An 18,785-nucleotide genomic window follows, 5' to 3' on the forward strand; every position below is an offset into this window, starting at 1 on the left:
GTCTAGCGACCGATAAGGGCTTTGGATCGGATCAACCAAAAGTCCTCGGGCTTTAGAGAGCGGTATAGTCGGACACCATCGGGTCGAGCCGGAATTCATTGACGAAGAAGTCGATGACTGCGCGGACACGCGGCGCCAGATGCCGGCGGGACGGATAAACCGCATGGATCGGCACACGCGGCGGCTGCCAATCCTTCAAAATAGCGACGACACGACCCTGAAGGATATCCTCGTCGAACATCCAGGTCGGCAGACGACTGATACCGAGACCGGCGCGGATGGCGTCACAGATGCCTTCGACGCTGTCGCAGCGGAAGCGGCCACTGACCTCGACGACTGTCGACCCATCGGGCCCGTCAAATTCCCATTGGTGAGCAGACGCACGCGCTAACCCGCCCGTATAGACGAGGCAGGAATGCTGGGCGAGTTCCTGCGGGGTCTGCGGCTCGCCGTGTTTTTCCAGATAGGCCGTGGACACGATCATGCCGCGGGCGGTGGAGCCGAGATGCCGCGCAACAAGCGACGAATCGGCGATCTGCCCGGCGCGGATGGCCACATCGATATTCTCGGCGACCAGATCCTGCACTTGTTCAGACATGCTGATTTCGACTTCGAGATCAGGGTAACGCTGCATCAGGCGCGGAAGACGCGGTATGATGTGCAGACGGGACATGGCCGTGGATGAGGCGATCCTGACCGTGCCGGAGGGCGAAGCCCGGCGCTTGCCAAGAATTTCCTCGGTCTCGTCGACGGTATCGAGTACCCGCCGGGCATGGGCGAGCAAATCCTGCCCATCCTGCGTGAAGGTCAGGCTACGCGTGGTACGCTGGATCAGACGCACATCGAAATGTGCCTCAAGGGCGGCGATCTGGCGAGAAATGGCAGGCTGGGTAGAGCCGACTTCACGGGCCACAGCAGAGAAAGATCCGGTCTCCGCTACACGCACGAAACATCTGAAAGCCGCTAATAAATCCATCACTCATACTCGATAGCATGAATGATATCAGAAGGTAAGGCATTTAACTCGAAATCGGCATAAACCATCTAGCGTCTAGGATCACAAATCTGTAGTCTTAGACGTAGACAATTCGACGCCAGCCTTGCGATAAACGCATTGGATAACGAGCTTTCGGGTGCCACCATGAAATCGTTGAACGCTCAGCTTGCCGCCTTCAAAATGTCCGTGTTCGAACGAGCGGATAAGGACACCGCGCGCGTTCTGCGGGAGTTGGAGGCTGAGTACCGGGCGGATGCCGCGAAAGCGAAGTCTTTGACCGTCGGCGATCGCGCCCCTGACTTCACCTTGGACGGTGCGGACGGGGAACGTCACCAACTTGCTAACTATGCCGCCCAGGGCCCTGTTTTTGTTCTGTTCTTTAAGGGGGGCTGGTGCCCGTACAGCACCTTGACATTGCGGGCGTGGGAAGACATCGCGCCGGCGATCAGGCGCGCCGGGGGTTCCATTCTTGCGGTTTCGCCGCAAAAAATCAGCCGCGCCGCTCTCGTTCAGGAGAATAATGGCGTCAGCTTTCCGATTTTGGGCGATTCCTGCAACAAGGTCGGGGATGCTTTCGGCATCGTCAGCAACGTCAAGCCGATGAGCCGCGATCTGCTCACCAAGCTCGGTTGCGATCTGACGGACGAGAATTGTTCCGGCGATCTGCGGCTGCCCCACGCCGCCGAATTTCTGGTCGACGGCGAGGGCATCATTCGCTTCGCTCATGTCGCACCGGTGCATTTTGAGCGGACCGAGCCCCGCGACGCGCTGGCCGCGCTGCTGAGCCTGAGGGCCAAGGCAATGGCGCACGCCTAACTATGAGCCGGCCTAGAGCGTTTCCTGCTCTAGACTATTGTTTTTGCGAGCATCTTCACACAGTCAGATGATTCCATCTGACTGTGATCTGCTTTAAGCGATCTGCCCAGGCCGGCCCGCCCTTCAGGCGAAGACGATACGTGGGAAGTAGAAGCTGACGATCCAGTTCGGCATATCGACAATGGCACTGATGCGCAGGTCGCCTGCTACCGAGCAGAGCATATAGGCGTCCATCGCCGACAGGCCGTGCTGGCGGCCCAGCAAATCGATCATGCGGGAGAGCGCGTCCTTGGCGCCCTGCATCAAATCCGGCCCGATTCCCGTCGTCACCTCATAACCAGCCGCGTCCAGATGCCGCGTCACCGGCCCGGGCGTTGTGAAGCGTGGCGTTTCCAATGGCGTCTGCTTGATCAAATCCAGCGTCAGGGTCAGGTTCATCGGGCTTTCGATCGCGGTGCCGCAGACCTCGCCGTCACCTTGGGCCGCGTGACCGTCACCGATCGAGAACAATGCGCCGGCAACCTCCACCGGCAGATAAAGCTCCGTCCCGGCGGTCAAATCACGGATATCCATATTGCCGCCGACCCGACGCGGCGGGACGATGGAATGCAGCCCAGGCTCCGCCAAAGCCACACCGATCGTGCCGGCGAAGGGTTTCAGCGGCACACTTGCCTGATCCGAGAACAGTGCCGGCACCATGCTGTCCGGGTCATAGGACCAGATCTTCAGCGCCGGATCCGGAAATTGGTCGGCGAGCAATCCGAATCCCGGAATATTGGCGGTCCAGCCGAAGCCTGACGGCGTGAAATCGTGGATGCTGACCTTCAGGATGTCGCCGGGCTCCGCCCCTTCGACAAAGACCGGTCCGGTCACCGGGTTGATGAGGCCGAAATCGAGCGTCGCGACATCACCCACCGTGCTCTGAGCCGTCAGCTGACCGGCGGAGGCATCCTTGCATTCGAAAGCGATGGTGCGGCCGGGCTCCGTCCGCAGCACGGGTGCGAAGCTGTTATCCCAGCCGAAATGGTGCTGGGCCGCATGGATGGTAAAGTCACAGTTCCTGCACATGCGGCGAGGCTCCTAGGGCGTTGATCATGGAACCCGCAGCCTAGCGGAAGATAGGAGCGTGTGGGCAGTGCTTGCCGCTCGCTTGGGCCTTCAGTATGAAGGGTTTGTGTGTTCGCGTAGCTCAGCAGGATAGAGCACAGGATTCCTTGTTGTAACTGGGCGTCGTGAGGGGAAACCACACGACGGATCCGCTCAAAGTCGGGGAAAGCTTGGGGTCGCCGATGACCTTGTGCCAATCCCGAGCCAAGCCCGGCCCGAAAGGTCCGGGAAGGTGTAGAGACTGGATGGGTGGCGCCTAAGGGCTTCGGTCTAAGGCGAAGGGACAGTCCAGACCACGAACGTCTCCCGGTCGGGCGGCGGCGGCGAAAGTCGAAGTGGTAAGAATCCTGGGGCCGTGGGTTCGAATCCCGCCGCGAACATTTCCTGCCCTATGGCTGTCGCATGAGATTGGATTTGGAATAACGCGATCGCCGCAATGGCTTGATCGTTTCAAAGCACAAGGGTGAGACAGAAGCCGCCTAAGGGTGAAACCCTAGCCAAGACGGCAATCACACTTTCTCTGCACAAACAAAACCTATCAGTACAACTGTAGCGTCCGAGCGCAGGGGCGTGTAGAAAGAACAGGTCTGTCTCTGGTTCACAGACGACGTTGCGGCTGGAGGAGATTTGCGGCTCTCCCAGCGAAGGATTGGTGCGGGGAGGTTTGCGGCACTCCCCGCACCTGGTTCAACGACGTAGCAGCCTATTGACCCGTCGGTGCAAAGCACCTTGCGTAGTTTAGCAGAACAAATCCTAAGAAAACTAGACCCATTTAAGGTTAGTAATTCAGGTTTGTCGGCTAAACTGAGATTGAGACCTCATTATTTTTGTTTATCTGAACGCAAGGTCTCATCTGCTGGGGAGCGATAAGCCCCCTGCCCGGAGCCTTCCGACAAGGAAGGCCCGTCACACCGTCCCGGTGCTAAGCCAACTTCCGGCGGCTGCTCTGACGGCGGATACCGGCGCGGCTATGCCCCCATAGCTGATAATATTCGACGGCAATGCCACCAGCAGGTGCGAGGTCAATCTCGGGCCGCTCGGAAAGCTCGCTCTCCCAGCCAGGGATTGTCATGACGGCGGGATCACAGCTCTCATCATCCTGACCCTGTAAGAAGGGCGCACAGATGCGAAGCTCGAAGATCCCATCCTTGTAGGTTGTAACTTTCATGAGCCCCTCCTCGCGGATTGTGCGGACTAACGGGATAGCGACGGATCGTCAGTTCAGTCTTGTCGTAGAGCGCGAGGCGGAAAGATTTGCGGCTCTTCCCGCCTCGGTTTGGGCCGGTGACTTACCTAACCAGTGGCACCGCTGGGATTAACCATACTCATTCAGTAGGAATAAGAGCAAGCAGAAAATTCATGCTCTCGTAAAGGTCATCAGCAGGATCAGGTCAGCTTGATGCCGAGGCAGAATCCGCGGAGCAGAATATGCACCCCGCCGCCTTTGGGAGCTTTGCGGATTGCAAAAAAAGGCAGTTTCCCGCCGTCCCGCCACTGATCAGCGTACGAAGGAAGACCTTTGACGATTGTCAGCCGGCGGGAAGAAAACAGCAGACGCATGGCAGGGGACTCGCGGTGCCGCATAAAACGGCCCTAACCATAGGCCCCGCAAAAATGCCGTCTGAGCCCTAAATAGGGCGCCTATCGCTAGGACAGCTCGTTTACTGCCGCGTAACGACTCGCAGCTTCCTTTTCCTCTGCTGCGAGTGCGGCCCGGTCGGCATTGGCTCCGCCGGCAGTCAGAAAGGATAGGCCTGACCGTCCGGGAAAACGATGAAGCGCCGTGCGCCGCTTTGGCCTATCCAGTCGCCATAGCTGTCTTCGTACATCTGCCGCGCCTGGGCATAGCCCTGCCTGCCCGCATCATAGGCCGCCTCGGGCTCGCTCATGCCGGGTTTCGCGAACCAGGTGCCGATCTGCTGTGGCGTCATCGGCGTGCCCAGCGGGGCCGGGGCCATGGGGTTAGCCTGCGCCAAGGCCTGCGCGCTGCCACCTAATACCAGACAGCCGAGAATGATCAGGGTGGTACGAACCATGACCTGCCTCCCCTCTTTTAAGGCCCGGTTTGTCCAGGGTCTTGGGGCAGCACTATACGCCGTTCGATTCGAGCCGCTTCTGAAGTTATTGCGATTATGCCGGCATTTTTTTGCGGATAGCTCTCACCCCACCCAGGCGAGGTAGCCGGAGACCGTGATGAGCGAAAGAATCGTCGAGATCAGAATGGCATTCGCCGTCACCCGCGCCTCTCGCCGATAGAATTCGGCCAGCATGAAGGGACCGGTGCCGGTCGGCAGAGCGGACAGCACAACGGTCAGGTGGGTCACGGCCGGCGTCAGGTGAAAGACCTGCGTCGCCAGCACCCAGGCCAGAACCGGCTGCACGATGAGCTTGAGGCCGACCAGCATCAGCCCGCCTGACAGATCGCCCGGCGCGGCCGGTGCGACGGTCTCCGTCCGGCGCGTCTCGCCCAGAAACAGACCAAGAGCGACCAGCGCACAGGGCGATGCCGCGTCACCTAATAGCTTGAAGAAGGTCTCCGCGCTTCCTGGCAGCGGCAAGCCGCTGGCAGCCCAAAGCGCGCCCAGAACGGGGGAGACCAGCAGCGGATTCTTGACCAGCGACAGGCCAACTTTTCGCGCCAGACGGGCCGGATGGGCCTCTGTCTGCAGCCCTACTTCGATCAGCACGATCGCGACCGCAAAAAGCACGCAGACGGTGATGATGGCCGCGATCGTCGTCAGCGTCAGGCTGCCGCGCCCGAAGACGATGATGCTGAGCGGAAAGCCGATGAAGCCGGTATTGGCATAGGCCGCGTTCAGCCCGTCGATACTGACATCGGCCAGGTGCCGCCCGCCGCGCAGGCGCAGCGCGATTGTCAGCGCAAAAATGATGAAACAGGCCAGCGTGAAGGCCGCGATGAAGCGCGGCTGATAGAGTGCGACCCAGGTGGTATGGGCCATGATGTCGAACAGCAGCGCCGGCAGGGCGAGATAGACCACGAAGCGGTTCAACTCACGGGTCGAATTCGGCCCCAATATATTCGCCCGGCGGCTGATGAAGCCGACGAGGATAAGCGCGAAGATGGGCAGGACGATAAAGAACGTCGTGAGCATGAGGGTCTTTGCCAGGTCCCATCCTGCTTACCGTCAGCACCGGCCCTCACCAACCCACACTTTTGCAGTGCAGCAAGAATTTTGCTCAGCCTAACGCGCTTGTGCATAGACCGGCCCGACATAGCGCGATTGCGGGCGGATCAACCGGCCGGTCGCCTGCTGTTCCAAGGCATGGGCGACCCAGCCGCTGACACGTCCCATGGCGAAGACGCATGTAAAGGCGTCGGGCGGAAACCCGACCGCTTCCAGCAACAAAGCCGTGTAGAATTCGACATTCGTCTCCAGCACGCGGCCGGGTTTCTCCGCCCGTAGAACGGCCAGCGCGGTCTGCTCGACCTGTTCCGCGAAAGCGAGACGCTCGGCCGATTTGGCCGAGCAACCCAACTGACGCACGGCCGCCTTCAAGGCATCCGCACGCGGATCGCGCGTGCGATAGATGCGATGGCCGAAGCCCATCAGCCGCCCGCCTTGCGCCACTTCGCGTTTCAACCAGGCGCGCGCATCGCCGTCAGCCGCAATCGCATCCAGCATGGCGATCACCGGGCCGGGCGCGCCGCCGTGCAGCGGCCCCTTCAACGCGCCGAGACCGGCCAGAATGGATGACGTCAAGCCGGCGCGGGTTGAAGCAACAACACGCGCGGCAAAGGTCGAGGCGTTGAGGCCGTGATCGCAAACGGCAACGAGATAGGTGTCGAGCGCGCGGGCCAGCGCGCCGCCCTCATCCTCCCGTCCCAGCATTGCCAGGCAATCGGCCGCATGACCAAGCGCCACGTCAGGTGCCACCGGTGCCTGTCCCGCCTGCAGGCGGATCATCAGCGGCGTCAGCACGGCGGGTGCGGCGATCAGTCTGAGCAGATCATCGACCTTGACACCGTCAGGCATGAAGGCGATGCCGGCACGCATGCCGTCATAAAGGTCGAGCCGCGCCAATTGATCCATCACCGGCGCGATGCGCGTAAAGACGTCCATGCGGGCTGCGCCCAGCGCCGCGCCCTGTGACAGATCCGGCACGAGGTCCGAAAGCAGCAGAGAGACCACATCCTCATAGGAAAGCCGTCCGGCGATCTGGCCCAGCGGCTGGCCACGAATGACCAGCCGGCCCGCGATCCCGTCGACATCCGACAGCGCGGTTTCCGCCGCGATGACATCATCCAAGCCACTGATCATGTCGCTTCTCCTTGATTCACGCCGCTAAAAATGCTGCCCTCATCGCTTTCCATCAATCTTGATCAATATAATCAATATGAACGCATGGATTGATCGGCAAACGGTTCTGGATTTGCTCGGGATCAGAGCCCAGACGCTTTATGCCTATGTCAGTCGTGGCCAGATCGGCATGCAGCCGGACCCGGCCGACCCGCGCCGCAGCCTGTATCGGGCCGAGGATATCGAAGGTCTGAAAACCCGCCGCAGCCGCGGGCGCCGGGTTTCCATCGTCGCGGCCAGTACCATGCAATGGGGCGAACCTTCGATCGAGACTGCGATCTCCACCGTACGCCATGCGCGGCTTCTCTATCGCGGGCAGGATGCCGTTACCCTCGCGCAGACAGCGACCTGCGAGGACGCGGCACGACTATTATGGGACAGCGCCCGTCCGATCAGCTTCGCGGGCATGACGCCGCGTGCCTGTGATCCATTTTCCGCGCTCGCGGCGCTGATCCCGGTCAGTTATCCGGCACTCGGGCGCGGCGTCGAAAAACTGCATGAGGATGCAGAGCAAGCCATCGCCTGCCTGGCGACCGCGCTTGGTGCCGCAACCAGCCAAGCGCCTTTGCATGAAAGACTGGCCAAGGGTTGGGGCTTGGATGAGCCGCATAGCGCGCCGATCCGCATGGCGCTGGTCCTGATCGCAGATCACGAACTCAACGCTTCCACCTTCGGGGTGCGCGTCGCGGCCTCGACCGGCGCTTCAATGGCCGCCTGCCTGCTGGCGGGCCTGTCCACCCTGTCCGGTCCCCGCCACGGCGGGGCCGCCAATGCGGCCATGGCTCTGCTCCACGAAGCGCATGCGATGGGAGCAAGAGCTACCCTCACCCGACATCTGGCCACAGGCCAGGCGTTGCCAGGTTTCGGGCATCCGCTTTATCCGATGGGCGATCCGCGCGCCGCGGCGCTGCTCAAAGCGCTGCCGCCCAATATGCTGACCGACCGGCTGTCGCAGGACGCCACAGACCTGACCGGCACGCCACCAAACATCGATTTCGCGCTGGCAGCGCTCGCGGCCTCGGGCAACTTCCCGCAGGATGCACCCTTTCGCCTTTTTGCCCTCGGCCGCAGCCTGGGCTGGGTCGCCCATGCCGTCGAACAACTGGCAACCGGCAGCCTGATCCGCCCGCGCGGCATCTACACGGGCAAGCTACCGCCTAACTAAAGATTCAGCGGTCGATGACGAGATCGCTGAGCGGTTTGGAGCAGCAGATCAGCACCATGCCCTGGTCGATTTCGCGCTGCCGGATGCCACCCTGATGCTGCATCGAGACCTCGCCCGAGACGAGCTTGCTTTTGCAGGTGCCGCAAAGCCCGCGCGTGCAGGATGACGGCAGACGCATGCCGGCGGCGCGCGCGGCGGCCAGAACATTGGTATCGGCCGGAACCTCCACCACGCGGCGGCTTTTGGTGAATTCCACGCGGAAGGTCTTCACCGCATCGTCGGTATTCGCGGGTGGGGCGACAGCGGCATCCGCCGGCGCCAGATCCTCGAACTTGAAGCTTTCCTCATGGTAGCGGGCCATGTCGAAACCGGCCTGCTCCAGAATGCCGCGCACGCCGGCCATATAGGGCGCCGGACCGCAGGCAAACACCTCACGTTCCAGAAAATCGGGTGCGGCGAGTTGCAGCATCGGGAGGCTCAGACGGCCGCGAAGCCCGCCCCAGCCCTCACCCGGACTGTCATGCTCACAGACCGAAACCGCGCGGAAATTGGGCTCGCGCGACATCAGCGCCAGCTCGTCCCGAAAAATGATATCGGCCGGGCTGCGCGTACTGTGCAGGAAGACGGTATCGGTCTCCAGCGCCAGATCGTGGAAGCTGCGCGCCATCGACATCGACGGTGTGATGCCGCTACCGGCCGAAAGCAGCAGGTATTTGCCGTTGGCCGAGGCATGGTCGGCGCAGTTGAATTCGCCCATCGGCCCCATGGCGCGGATTTCCATGCCCACCTTCAGGTGATCATGCATCCAGGGGCTGACGACACCGCCGGCGAAGCGCTTGGTGGTGATCGCGATCAGATGCGGCCGCGTCGGCGAGGAGGAGATGGTATAGCAGCGATTGACCTGCTGACCGTCGATGGTGAGGTCAAGCGTCACGAATTGGCCGGGCTTGTAATCGTGCAGACGCGGCGACCGGCCGGAGAAGACGAAGGTCTTCACGTCATGCGTTTCCTGCCGGATGGCCCGGCAGACGAGAACGTCATCCTCCTCCGAATCCCATTTCGGAAGCGCCCCGGTTTCGGGGGCGATCGTCAGGCGCCTGGCCGCCAGCAGTTCCGGCTTGGCCGGTTCCGTCACAGCCGACATCAGGCAAGTCCCGCCTTCAGCCGGTCGAGGTACCATTTGCAGAACTTCTCCACCAAGGTCTCGGTGAAGGGCGAATAGGGGCCGGGCTCATAGGCCGGCGTGCGGGCACCCGCCTGGGCATATTCCACCAGCGTCGCGTCCTGCTGGTTGGTCGCGTTCCACACGCTGGTCAGATTCTCGACGTCATAGTCGATCCCTTCCCGCGCATCCTTGTGGACCAGCCACTTGGTACGAACCAGGGTCGTCTCCGCGTCGATCGGAATTGTCGTGAAGGTCACGATGTGATCGCTCATGAAATGGTGCCAGGAATTCGGCTGGGTCCAGAAGGACAGCCCGCCCAGCGCCGTATCGGTCAGCTTGCCGAGCAGCTTCCTGGATGCGACCTTCGTGTCCAAGGTCTGGCTTTCGCCGCTCTGGTCGATCGGCAGGCGCTGCGTGCGGAAACCGGTGATGCAATCGTCGAGATGATCGACCTCGGCCGAGGGGATGCCGCAGCTTTCCCAGCGTGCATGCGACGTCGCAACCAACTCGTCATAGCGTGCGGCCTGGGCCAGTTCCGTCTCGTCCATCTGACCGGGGGCGAAACCGAAACCATAGGCAAACAGCGGAATCGTCAGCTCAGGGTGATTGCCCGAGCAATGGTAGCATTCGCGGTTATTCTCCAGCGTCAGCTTCCAATTGCCCTTCTCGATCAGATCAGCCGAGGCCGCGATCTTGGTATTGGCTATGTCATGCGGCGCCAGATAAGGCGTCATCACCCGGTCCAGCTCATCGATATCGGCCGGCGCCTCGGCTGCCAGGCAGATGAAAATGAGCCCGGCGATGGAGCGGACATGAACCTTCTTTAGGCCGAAGCAAGATTTGTCGAAATCCTCGCCCATATGCTCGGCATAGATGAGCTTGCCTTCGAGGTCGTAGGTCCACTGATGATAGGGGCACACGAGATTGCCGACCGCCCCGCTCTCACCCTGCACCAGCTTGGCGCCACGATGGCGGCAGACATTGTGGAAGGCGCGCAGCCCCATATCGTCGTCGCGCAGGATAACGATGGAATTGCGGCCCAGATTGACGGTGACATAGTCGCCCGGCTCCGGCACTTCCGGCTCCACCGCGACATAGATCCAGGTGCGGCTGAAGATCAGCTCCATATCCGCGTCGAAAATCTCTGGGCTGGTATAGAAGGGCGCTTCCAGGCTGTAGCCGGGCTGCCGCCGCGCAATCAGTGACCGCAAGGCGGCCAAGCTTTCGCCGCTCAAGCCTGTCTGCTTCAGGGTCATAACCCCGATCCCTCCAAATTGAAGAATGCCCGCATATCAACGCTGGCCTTATCCTGTCTGGCCGGGCGCCACTCTGTTTGCGCCGATGCGACAAGCGCCTTGCCCAAATCCGCGCGGGCCAATCTCGTATTGAGTTTGGTCGCGGTGCCGCGCTACTCGAAAATCCGCATGGCAGCCAAATGAGCGTTGGGCGGCGGCATGGTCGGCATGGCGGGTTCGTTATCGACCGGCCGGGGCTTCTCACGCGTGCGCGCATCCGTCGGCGTGAAGCCGTGCAGAGCCTTGAACTTGCGGGAAAAATGAGCGCAGTCGGCAAAGCCCGAGTCGAGTGCGATTTCGGTAATCGACAGATCCGTATGGTCCAGCAGCCAGCGCGCATAGCGCAGCCGCAGCAGCCGGTAATGCTGCGCCGGCCGCACACCCATGGCGCTTTGAAACAAACGCTCCAACTGACGAGGAGAGATCGACAGGCGAGAGGCGAGTTCCGCGATCGGCAGCGGGTCCGCGACATGCTGCTCCATCAGCAGCAAGGCGCGGCGCACACGCTCATCGCCGACAATTTCGTCATTGGCCGGCGGATGCGGCTGCGCCTCGCTGCCCGCGCGCACACGGTCCAGCAGCAGAATGTGGCGCGCCTTCTGGGCGATGGCGCGACCCAGATGCCGCTCGATCAGAAAACTGGCGAGATCGGCCGTGCCGGCGCCGCCGGAACAGGTGATGCGGTTGCCGTCGACGAAGAACATGCGGTCGGCGATCACGCGATGGTCCGGGAATTCCGACAGGAAATCCTGATAGCAATACCAGCTGACGCAGACGCGCCGCCCCTTCATCAGCCCGGCACGGCAGAGGATGAAGCCGCCGGTACAAAGCCCGATCAGAGTCACGCCGTCACGCGCGGCGGCGGCCAGATAGGCATTCGTCTCGTCATCGATCTGCGGGCCGGTATGGAGCAAGCCGCCCACCACGACGATATAGTCGAAATTCCTGGGGTCCAGAAAACCGCTGTCCCGGTTGATCTGGACGCCGCAGCTGGCCTTCACCGCCGTCTGGCGGCTGGACATGATGGTCCAGCGGCATTGAATGGGCCGGCTGCGGTCGCCCTCATCCGAGGCGAGGCGCAGGAAATCCACAAAAAGGGAAAAGGCCGAGAGGGTGAAATTCTCGGCCAGAATGAACCCGACGGATAGCGGCGGGCGGGCACGCAGCCCCGCCATCTTGCCGTCATCCGTCAACCTGCCTCGATAAAGATTTGCGACCATAGGCCGATATTACAATCCTGCGGCAAAAAGGCGAAGCCATTCGGAATGGGCGCGTGACACCAAGCGCCTCGCCGCGTTCGATCAGGTGAAGACGGGTGCCCCCACCTCTTCGGTGATGACACGGAAGGTCTTCAGCAGGTTGGGGCCGAAGATCGTCGATATCGCTACATCGGCGGCGTCACGCCCGATGCCGATCAGAACGCGTCCGATACGCGGGCGACCGTGCCGGGCATCGAAGGTGTACCAACGGTCGCCGAGATAGACCTGGAACCAGCCGCTGAAATCCATCGGCGCCCTGTCCGGCGGCACGCCGATATCGCCCAGATAGCCGGTGCAGTAGCGCGCCGGGATGTTCATGCAGCGGCACAGCGTCAGGGCCAGATGGGCAAAGTCGCGGCAGACGCCCATGCGCTCCTGCCAGGCCTCAAAGGCGGTGCGGGTCGCGCGCGCATTCTGATAGCCGAAGGTGATGTGATTGTGGGTGTATTGCACGATCGCCTCGACCTTGGACCAGCCGTCGGGCAAATGGCCGAACTGAGCCCAGGCGAATTCGAGCAACTTCTCGGTCTCGCAGTAGCGGCTGCCGAGAAGATAGATCAGCGTTTCCGCGGGCAGTCTGTCGATCGGCAGCTGCGGCGCATCCGGCGCATAGGGGTCGAGCACGCCGGGGTCATTGATGACGGTATCGGCCTGGAAGGTCACGGTCCCCGCCGGCGCCATAACGCGGCTGCAGAGGTTTCCATAAAGATCGTAATAGCGGGAAATCGCGAGAGACGGGCTGGTCCGGATGAAATCCGGGGTCACCAGATCGGCCGCACGTTCGGGGCGCACGTTCAGCATCAGAACCATAGGCGTCGGCTGCGGCACCTCGAAGGCGATCTCGTAGCCAATTCTGATCTGCATGCGTCGCGTGCTTTCCGTGCCGGGCGGGCCGAGGCCCGCCACCAGAGATTCCCAAAGCGTCAGGGCAGGCCGGATATGGCGTCGATCGGAGCGCTTTACACTAGGCCCGCCCAAATCGACGCCAAATTCCGTATCAGAAATCCCCCCGAACGCCGCGTCCGGGGCATTCCACGACGATGATCATGCAAGTTTCAGGCAAACTGTCCCGTTGCGTTAACCGGGTGACAGTCTCTAGAGCGTTTCCTGCCCGCTTACGCTCGCAGATACCGCTCTAGATTATTGTTTTTGCGAGCATCTTCACACAGCCAGATGATTCCATCTGACTGTGATCTGCTCTAGCGGCCGGATTTCGGTGCGGTGGCGAAGCGCACCGCTTCCTCCGCCGCACGGAACAGCGCGCGCGCCTTGTGGCGGCTCTCCTCATATTCCAGCTCAGGCACGCTGTCGGCGACGACACCGCCGCCCGCCTGGACATACATGACGCCATCTTTCACGACCGCAGTCCGCAGCCCGATACAGGTATCCATAGTGCCGTCCGGCGCGAAATAGCCGATGCAGCCGCCATAGATGCCACGCCGCACGGGCTCCAGCTCCTCGATGATCTCCATCGCACGGACCTTCGGTGCCCCGCTCAGCGTGCCGGCCGGGAATCCAGCCATCAGCGCATCCAGCGCCGTCAGTCCTTTCTTCAGCTTGCCCTGCACCATCGAGGAAATATGCATGACATGGCTGAAGCGCTCGATGACGAAGCTTTCGATGACCTTTACCGAGCCGAGTTCGGCGACACGGCCGACATCGTTGCGGCCGAGGTCGAGCAGCATCAGATGCTCGGCCCGCTCCTTCGGGTCGGCCAGCAGTTCCTCCTCCAGGCGCTTATCCTCGACCGGATCCGCATTGCGCGGGCGGGTGCCGGCCAGCGGACGGATCGTCACCATGCCGTCGCGCAGACGGACGAGAATTTCCGGGCTGCTGCCGACAACCGCGAAATTGCCGAAATCGAGGAAAAACAGGAAAGGCGCCGGGTTGATGCGGCGCAGCGCCCGGTAAAGCGCGAAAGGCGCCAGCGGAAAATCGACCGAAAAACGCTGGCTGGGCACGACCTGGAAGGCATCACCGGCGGTGATGTATTCCTTCATCGTCACGACCATCTCCTCGAAATAGGCTTTGGTCATGTTGGAGCGCGGCTCGCCCAGGCTGAAGGGCGCGACGGGCGCCGTCGCGACCGGCAGCGGCCGCAATAGCCCGGCCTCTATCGCCTCCAGCCGCGCATCCGCCGCAGCATGCGCGGCCTGGACCGATACGCCCGCGCTTGGATAGGCGGGGGCCGCCAGGGTCAGCACGTCACGGACATTGTCGAAGATCACGAAGACGGTCGGGCGTATCAGGATCGCCTCCGGCACGCCGAGCACGTCCGCGTTCTTCTCCGGCAGCCGCTCCATCAACCGGACCATGTCATAGCCCAGATAGCCGAAGAGGCCGCCGGCCATGGGCGGCAGGTTCGCCGGCTGGTCGAGCCGCGAGGCCGAAAGCAGCGCGCGCAAGCTGTCGAGCGCGGGCAATTCTTCCGGCACGAAATCGTCCGGGGATGTCAGCGCGCTGCGGTTGCAGGCGGCTTCCCCTTTCTCACAGCGCCAGATCAGATCGGGTGCCAGCCCGATGACCGAGTAGCGGCCGCGGGATGCCCCGCCCTCCACGCTTTCCAATAGAAAGGAATAGGGCTGGCCATGCGCGATTTTCAGGAAGGCGCCGACCGGCGTCTCCAGATCCGCCGGACTCTCCCGCCAGACCAGCGCGCCCTTCCCTGCCTCATAGGCGGCGCGGAAAGCGGTGCTGGGTCCGTCGGTCGTCATCGTCGGTTGTCTTTCTTGGTCTGTGAGCAAAATCAGGGCTGGGCGATCTGCTGGATCACGGTCTGGTTGATGCGGGGATTGCCCTTGGCCGTCACCACGCCCGCGAAGATCGCCTGCATATCGTCCGCAAGCGCGCTGGAAAGAGAAGCCTTCAGCTGATCATAGCCGACCGGATCGGCTTTCGGGTCTGGCGTATTGATGGCCGTCAGCTGCGCCACAACGAAACCATCCGGCGTCGGCACCATCGTGCTGTCACCTTGCTTGAGCGAGAATAGCGGGCCGATCAGATTTTGCGGCACGCCATTCGGCGCCTGGCCGTTGCGCGTCAGCGCCGGCGTGGTGGTGATCGTCAGGCCACGAGCGGAGGCGACACCCTCCAGCGTGCGACCGCCCTTCATTGCCTGCAGCATGTCGGTGGCGGCCTGGTTCTGCTCGCGCTGCATCTGGTCCTGCGTCCAGGCGGTCTGCACCTGCGCCTTCACATCGGCATAGGCCTTCATGGTGGCGGGCGTGATGCCGTCCAAGGTCAGCGCGAAATAGCTGTTATCCGGCCCGGTGATGAGGGAGGCAGGCTGACCGACCTTCTGCTTGAAGGCCTGGGCCACCACCGCCTGGCGCAGCGCATCGCTGCCGGGAATCGGTGCCGGCGTGCCTTCTTCCGTCAGGCCGTTGGTATCGACCGAGCCTTGCAATCCGGCCAAACCCAAATCGCCGGGCAGCTTTTCCAGCGGCGTGCGGCCCGCCAGCGCATCCTGCAACTGGTCCACCCGCTGATTGACCAGACCCAGCGCCTGCTGGCGGGCGATCTGCATTTTCAGGGCAGGTGCCGCCTGTTCATAGGTCTGGGACGGGCCGCCGGCCGTGATGGCCGTCACATCGAAAACCGCATAGCTGGTCCCACCGGTCGAGATCGGCCCGGTGACGCTATTCGCCGCCGCCTTGAAGGCTGCCGCCGACAGGGTCGCGTTCGGAACCTGATCGGGGGTGATATTGGGCAGCGCGAGCGCCGTCGCCCCGACAGCCGAGGCCGCCTTCTGCACGGCATCCCAATCGGCGCCACCCTGCCACTGCGCGGCGATCTTGGCGGCGGCCGCCTGGCTTTGGGCCAGCACGACATTGACGGTGCGGGTCTCGGGCTTCGGCGGCTGCGCTTCTATCATGCGGTCATAGGCCGCGTGGATCTGGGCGTCCGGCACGGGGATATCGCGGGCCAGCACATCCGGGCTCAGCACAACCAGCGTGATGCGGCGATATTCGGGAGCCGAGAAAGCCGTGGGGTGATTCTTATAGTAGCGCTGCAGATCGGCATCCGTCGGCGCCGCCGGAGCCGGCGCAGCCGCGAAGGGCAACTGCACCAGCTGCGCGACGCGGGTCTGGTTCTGGAAGGCATAGGCCGTCTTCACCATCACGCCCGGTGCCGTCACGGCGGCGCGGATGGAGTTGAGCAGCTGATTGCGGATGATCTGCGCCTGCATCAGATGCAGGAACTCAGTCTCGCTCAACCCGTTGGCCTGCAGCACCTGATCGAACTGGGCATGGCTGAACTGATGGGTCGGCCCCTGGAAGGCATCCATGGCGAAGACCTGGCGCTGCACATCCACGGTCGGGGCCGCGATGCCCATCCGCCCCGCCATCTTATCGACTGCGGTCTGCGCGACCAGCCTTGCCGCCGCCTGCTCGGCGATCATCATCCGCATCTGGGAGGTCACCTGATCAGGGCTGCCCAGCTGCTGCGCCGTCTGCTGCAATTGTTGACGATAGGCGCTGTTCACGTCTTGCGGGCTGATGGAAACGCCGTCGACATGCGCCGCCGCCCCGTCATCACTGCCCAAATTTCGGATCACGTCGCCTATGCCCCAGACGCCGAAGGCCGCAATCAGCAGGATAAACAGAATCCTGACCGGCCATGTATTGAGTGAGCTTCTGAAAATAGCGAGCATCGCGACCTTGGAGCCTGACAGGGAGAGGGGGCGCACCATAGGCAGAGCGCCCACACTTTGCCAGTTCCCGGGCGAGCCTTTATCAGCGTTGCAGCCTTAAGGCCCAGGGGGAGAACAAAAGTGCGCCCATTAATTGCCGGTAATTGGAAGATGAATGGGCTGACGGAGCCCTCGGTCGCTTTGGCCCGCGCAATTCGGCACGGGCTGGGGGATGCCAGCGTCGAGGTTTTGCTCTGCCCGCCCGCGACGCAGCTCGCGTCCGTCACCGGCATCGTCGAAGGCAGCGGTATCGGCACCGGCGGGCAGGATTGTCACGCCAAGGAACAGGGCGCCCATACCGGCGATATCTCGGCTGTCATGCTGCGCGATGCCGGGGCGAGCTATGTCATTCTCGGCCATTCCGAGCGGCGGCAGGATCACGGCGAGACCAGTGAGATGGTCGCGGCCAAGGTCCGGGCGGCCGTCAAAGCCGGCCTTATTCCCATCGTTTGCGTGGGCGAGACCGAGTCCGAGCGTGCCAGCGGCGCGCAGGAAGCGATCGTCGGGCAGCAGATCGCCGCCAGCCTTCCGGAAGATTTCGACGGCGTCGTCGCTTATGAGCCGATCTGGGCCATCGGCACCGGCAAGGTCCCGACATCGGCCGATATCACCAGGATGCATGACTTCATCCGTAAGGAGTTGATCCGCGACCTGCCCGAAGGTGCTAACCTCCGAATCCTCTATGGCGGCTCGGTGAAGCCGAGCAACGCCGCCGAAATTTTAAGCCTGCCCGAGGTCGGCGGCGCATTGGTCGGCGGTGCCAGCCTGATTGCCGAGGATTTCCTGGCCATTATCCGGGCGGTTTGACCGAAATACTGGCCCAGACCGTCACAAACAGGGCAGAAGCCCCGCGCATCTGCCCTACCTACGGAAGTTTGTGGCTGCTATAGCGCAGCGCAACGTCGTTCCCAGTCCCCGGGCGGCGCCGCCGGTCGGTGCCGCCTCATCATTGTTTCCGAGGATTCGTCATGGCCCGCCGCAGACAACTTTATGAGGGAAAAGCGAAAATCCTTTTCGAGGGCCCGGAACCCGGAACCCTCGTGCAATATTTCAAGGATGACGCGACCGCCTTCAACGCCCAGAAAAAGGGCGTCATCACCGGCAAGGGCGTGCTGAACAACCGCATCAGCGAATTCCTGATGCTGCGCCTGGGCGAGATCGGTGTGCCGACGCATTTCGTCCGCCGCCTGAACATGCGCGAGCAGCTGATCCGCGAAGTGGAGATCATTCCGCTTGAGGTGGTGGTGCGCAATGTCGCGGCCGGCAGCTTGTCGACCCGCCTCGGCATCCCGGAAGGCACCCGCCTGCCCCGCTCGATCGTCGAATATTATTATAAGAACGACGGGCTGAATGACCCGATGGTCGCCGAGGAGCATATTACGGCTTTCGGCTGGGCGACCCCGCCCGATATGGACGACATCGTCTCCCTGACGCTGCGCGTGAACGATTTCCTCACCGGCCTGTTCCTCGGCGTCGGCATCACCCTGGTCGATTTCAAGCTCGAATTCGGCCGGCTTTGGGAAAACGACGAAATGCGTATCGTCCTGGCCGATGAGATCAGCCCGGACAATTGCCGTCTCTGGGACAGCAAGACCAACGAGAAGATGGATAAGGATCGCTTCCGCCGCGACCTCGGCAAAGTCGAGGAAGCCTATCAGGAAGTGGCCAAGCGTCTGGGAATCCTGCCGGAGGCGGGAACGCGCGACATGAAGGGTCCGGAGACCATGCAGTGAAAGCGATCGTCACCGTCATGCTGAAGCCCGGCGTGCTCGACCCCCAGGGTCGCGCCATCGGGCATGCGCTGGAGACTCTGGGCTTCGACGGCATCGGCGATGTCCGCGCCGGCAAGATCATCGAGCTCGAACTGGCCGAGACCGATGCCGGCAAGGCTAAGGCCGCCGCCGAAGCCATGGCGGACAAGCTGCTCGCCAATACGGTGATCGAAAGCTATCGGGTCGAGGTTGTCTGA

General features: G+C 62.4%; 18 protein-coding genes. 5 read left to right on the forward strand and 13 right to left on the reverse strand.

Features of this window, described 5'->3' with window-relative positions:
* Positions 1–52 precede the first annotated feature (52 nt).
* Positions 53–976, reverse strand: coding sequence for a LysR family transcriptional regulator (locus ACELLULO517_RS00495; protein ID WP_227304594.1), 924 nt, complete (start codon positions 974–976; stop codon positions 53–55).
* A 165-nt stretch (positions 977–1,141) separates the two neighbouring features.
* On the opposite strand from ACELLULO517_RS00495, the gene ACELLULO517_RS00500 reads away from it, so the two are divergent.
* On the forward strand, positions 1,142–1,813 hold the full coding sequence (locus ACELLULO517_RS00500) for a peroxiredoxin-like family protein (protein WP_227304597.1): 672 nt from the start codon (positions 1,142–1,144) through the stop codon (positions 1,811–1,813).
* Between the two features lie 123 nt (positions 1,814–1,936).
* Here ACELLULO517_RS00500 and ACELLULO517_RS00505 read toward each other — a convergent pair whose 3' ends face one another.
* The 6 genes from ACELLULO517_RS00505 to ACELLULO517_RS00530 all read right to left on the reverse strand — a co-directional run bounded on the left by ACELLULO517_RS00505 (position 1,937) and on the right by ACELLULO517_RS00530 (position 7,200).
* Positions 1,937–2,881, reverse strand: coding sequence for an acetamidase/formamidase family protein (locus tag ACELLULO517_RS00505; RefSeq protein WP_227304600.1), 945 nt, complete (start codon positions 2,879–2,881; stop codon positions 1,937–1,939).
* Between the two features lie 961 nt (positions 2,882–3,842).
* Positions 3,843–4,088 carry a hypothetical protein gene (locus ACELLULO517_RS00510; RefSeq protein WP_227304603.1) on the reverse strand — a complete coding sequence of 82 codons (246 nt, stop codon included), beginning with the start codon at positions 4,086–4,088 and terminating at the stop codon, positions 3,843–3,845.
* A 218-nt stretch (positions 4,089–4,306) separates the two neighbouring features.
* The gene (locus ACELLULO517_RS00515; RefSeq protein WP_227304606.1) at positions 4,307–4,480 is read right to left on the reverse strand and encodes a hypothetical protein; all 174 of its coding nucleotides are present in this window, start codon (positions 4,478–4,480) and stop codon (positions 4,307–4,309) included.
* Between the two features lie 179 nt (positions 4,481–4,659).
* The gene (locus ACELLULO517_RS00520; protein WP_227304609.1) at positions 4,660–4,956 is read right to left on the reverse strand and encodes a hypothetical protein; all 297 of its coding nucleotides are present in this window, start codon (positions 4,954–4,956) and stop codon (positions 4,660–4,662) included.
* Positions 4,957–5,079: 123 nt separating this feature from the next.
* Positions 5,080–6,033, reverse strand: a complete 954-nt coding sequence (locus ACELLULO517_RS00525) for an AEC family transporter (protein WP_227304612.1) — start codon at positions 6,031–6,033, stop codon at positions 5,080–5,082.
* Positions 6,034–6,123: 90 nt separating this feature from the next.
* Positions 6,124–7,200, reverse strand: coding sequence for a citrate synthase/methylcitrate synthase (locus ACELLULO517_RS00530; RefSeq protein ID WP_227304615.1), 1,077 nt, complete (start codon positions 7,198–7,200; stop codon positions 6,124–6,126).
* 112 nt (positions 7,201–7,312) lie between these two features.
* Between ACELLULO517_RS00530 and ACELLULO517_RS00535 the strand changes: the two genes are divergently transcribed.
* Entirely contained in the window at positions 7,313–8,404 is a 1,092-nt protein-coding gene (locus ACELLULO517_RS00535) for a citrate synthase (RefSeq protein ID WP_227304618.1), read from the forward strand.
* A gap of 4 nt (positions 8,405–8,408) precedes the next feature.
* Here the strand turns inward: ACELLULO517_RS00535 and ACELLULO517_RS00540 are convergent, their stop codons facing one another.
* The 6 genes from ACELLULO517_RS00540 to ACELLULO517_RS00565 form a co-directional block, all read right to left on the reverse strand.
* Positions 8,409–9,548: a hybrid-cluster NAD(P)-dependent oxidoreductase gene (locus tag ACELLULO517_RS00540; protein WP_227304621.1), complete on the reverse strand. Its 1,140-nt coding sequence runs from the start codon at positions 9,546–9,548 to the stop codon at positions 8,409–8,411.
* A complete protein-coding gene (locus ACELLULO517_RS00545; RefSeq protein WP_227304623.1) occupies positions 9,548–10,825 on the reverse strand; it encodes an aromatic ring-hydroxylating oxygenase subunit alpha in 1,278 nt (425 codons plus the stop codon). The genes ACELLULO517_RS00540 and ACELLULO517_RS00545 overlap by 1 nt, the downstream gene beginning before the upstream one ends.
* A gap of 152 nt (positions 10,826–10,977) precedes the next feature.
* The gene (locus ACELLULO517_RS00550; RefSeq protein ID WP_227304626.1) at positions 10,978–12,039 is read right to left on the reverse strand and encodes a GlxA family transcriptional regulator; all 1,062 of its coding nucleotides are present in this window, start codon (positions 12,037–12,039) and stop codon (positions 10,978–10,980) included.
* A 126-nt stretch (positions 12,040–12,165) separates the two neighbouring features.
* The gene (locus ACELLULO517_RS00555; protein WP_319796404.1) at positions 12,166–13,029 is read right to left on the reverse strand and encodes a transglutaminase-like domain-containing protein; all 864 of its coding nucleotides are present in this window, start codon (positions 13,027–13,029) and stop codon (positions 12,166–12,168) included.
* A gap of 293 nt (positions 13,030–13,322) precedes the next feature.
* Entirely contained in the window at positions 13,323–14,837 is a 1,515-nt protein-coding gene (gene trpE, locus ACELLULO517_RS00560) for an anthranilate synthase component I (RefSeq protein WP_227304630.1), read from the reverse strand.
* Positions 14,838–14,869: 32 nt separating this feature from the next.
* Positions 14,870–16,816 (reverse strand): peptidylprolyl isomerase, encoded by a 1,947-nt coding sequence (locus ACELLULO517_RS00565; protein WP_227304632.1) that lies wholly within the window; start codon positions 16,814–16,816, stop codon positions 14,870–14,872.
* Positions 16,817–16,897: 81 nt separating this feature from the next.
* Here ACELLULO517_RS00565 and tpiA point away from each other — a divergent pair, with 81 nt between their 5' ends.
* The 3 genes from tpiA (at position 16,898) to purS (ending at position 18,785) form a co-directional block, all read left to right on the forward strand.
* Positions 16,898–17,623, forward strand: a complete 726-nt coding sequence (gene tpiA / locus ACELLULO517_RS00570; protein WP_227304635.1) for a triose-phosphate isomerase — start codon at positions 16,898–16,900, stop codon at positions 17,621–17,623.
* Between the two features lie 161 nt (positions 17,624–17,784).
* Positions 17,785–18,549, forward strand: coding sequence for a phosphoribosylaminoimidazolesuccinocarboxamide synthase (gene purC / locus ACELLULO517_RS00575; protein ID WP_227304638.1), 765 nt, complete (start codon positions 17,785–17,787; stop codon positions 18,547–18,549).
* Entirely contained in the window at positions 18,546–18,785 is a 240-nt protein-coding gene (gene purS / locus ACELLULO517_RS00580) for a phosphoribosylformylglycinamidine synthase subunit PurS (RefSeq protein WP_227304641.1), read from the forward strand. The genes purC and purS overlap by 4 nt, the downstream gene beginning before the upstream one ends.

Origin of the sequence: Acidisoma cellulosilyticum, from assembly GCF_020621385.1 — a bacterium.
In the GTDB taxonomy this organism is placed as follows: domain Bacteria; phylum Pseudomonadota; class Alphaproteobacteria; order Acetobacterales; family Acetobacteraceae; genus Acidisoma; species Acidisoma cellulosilyticum.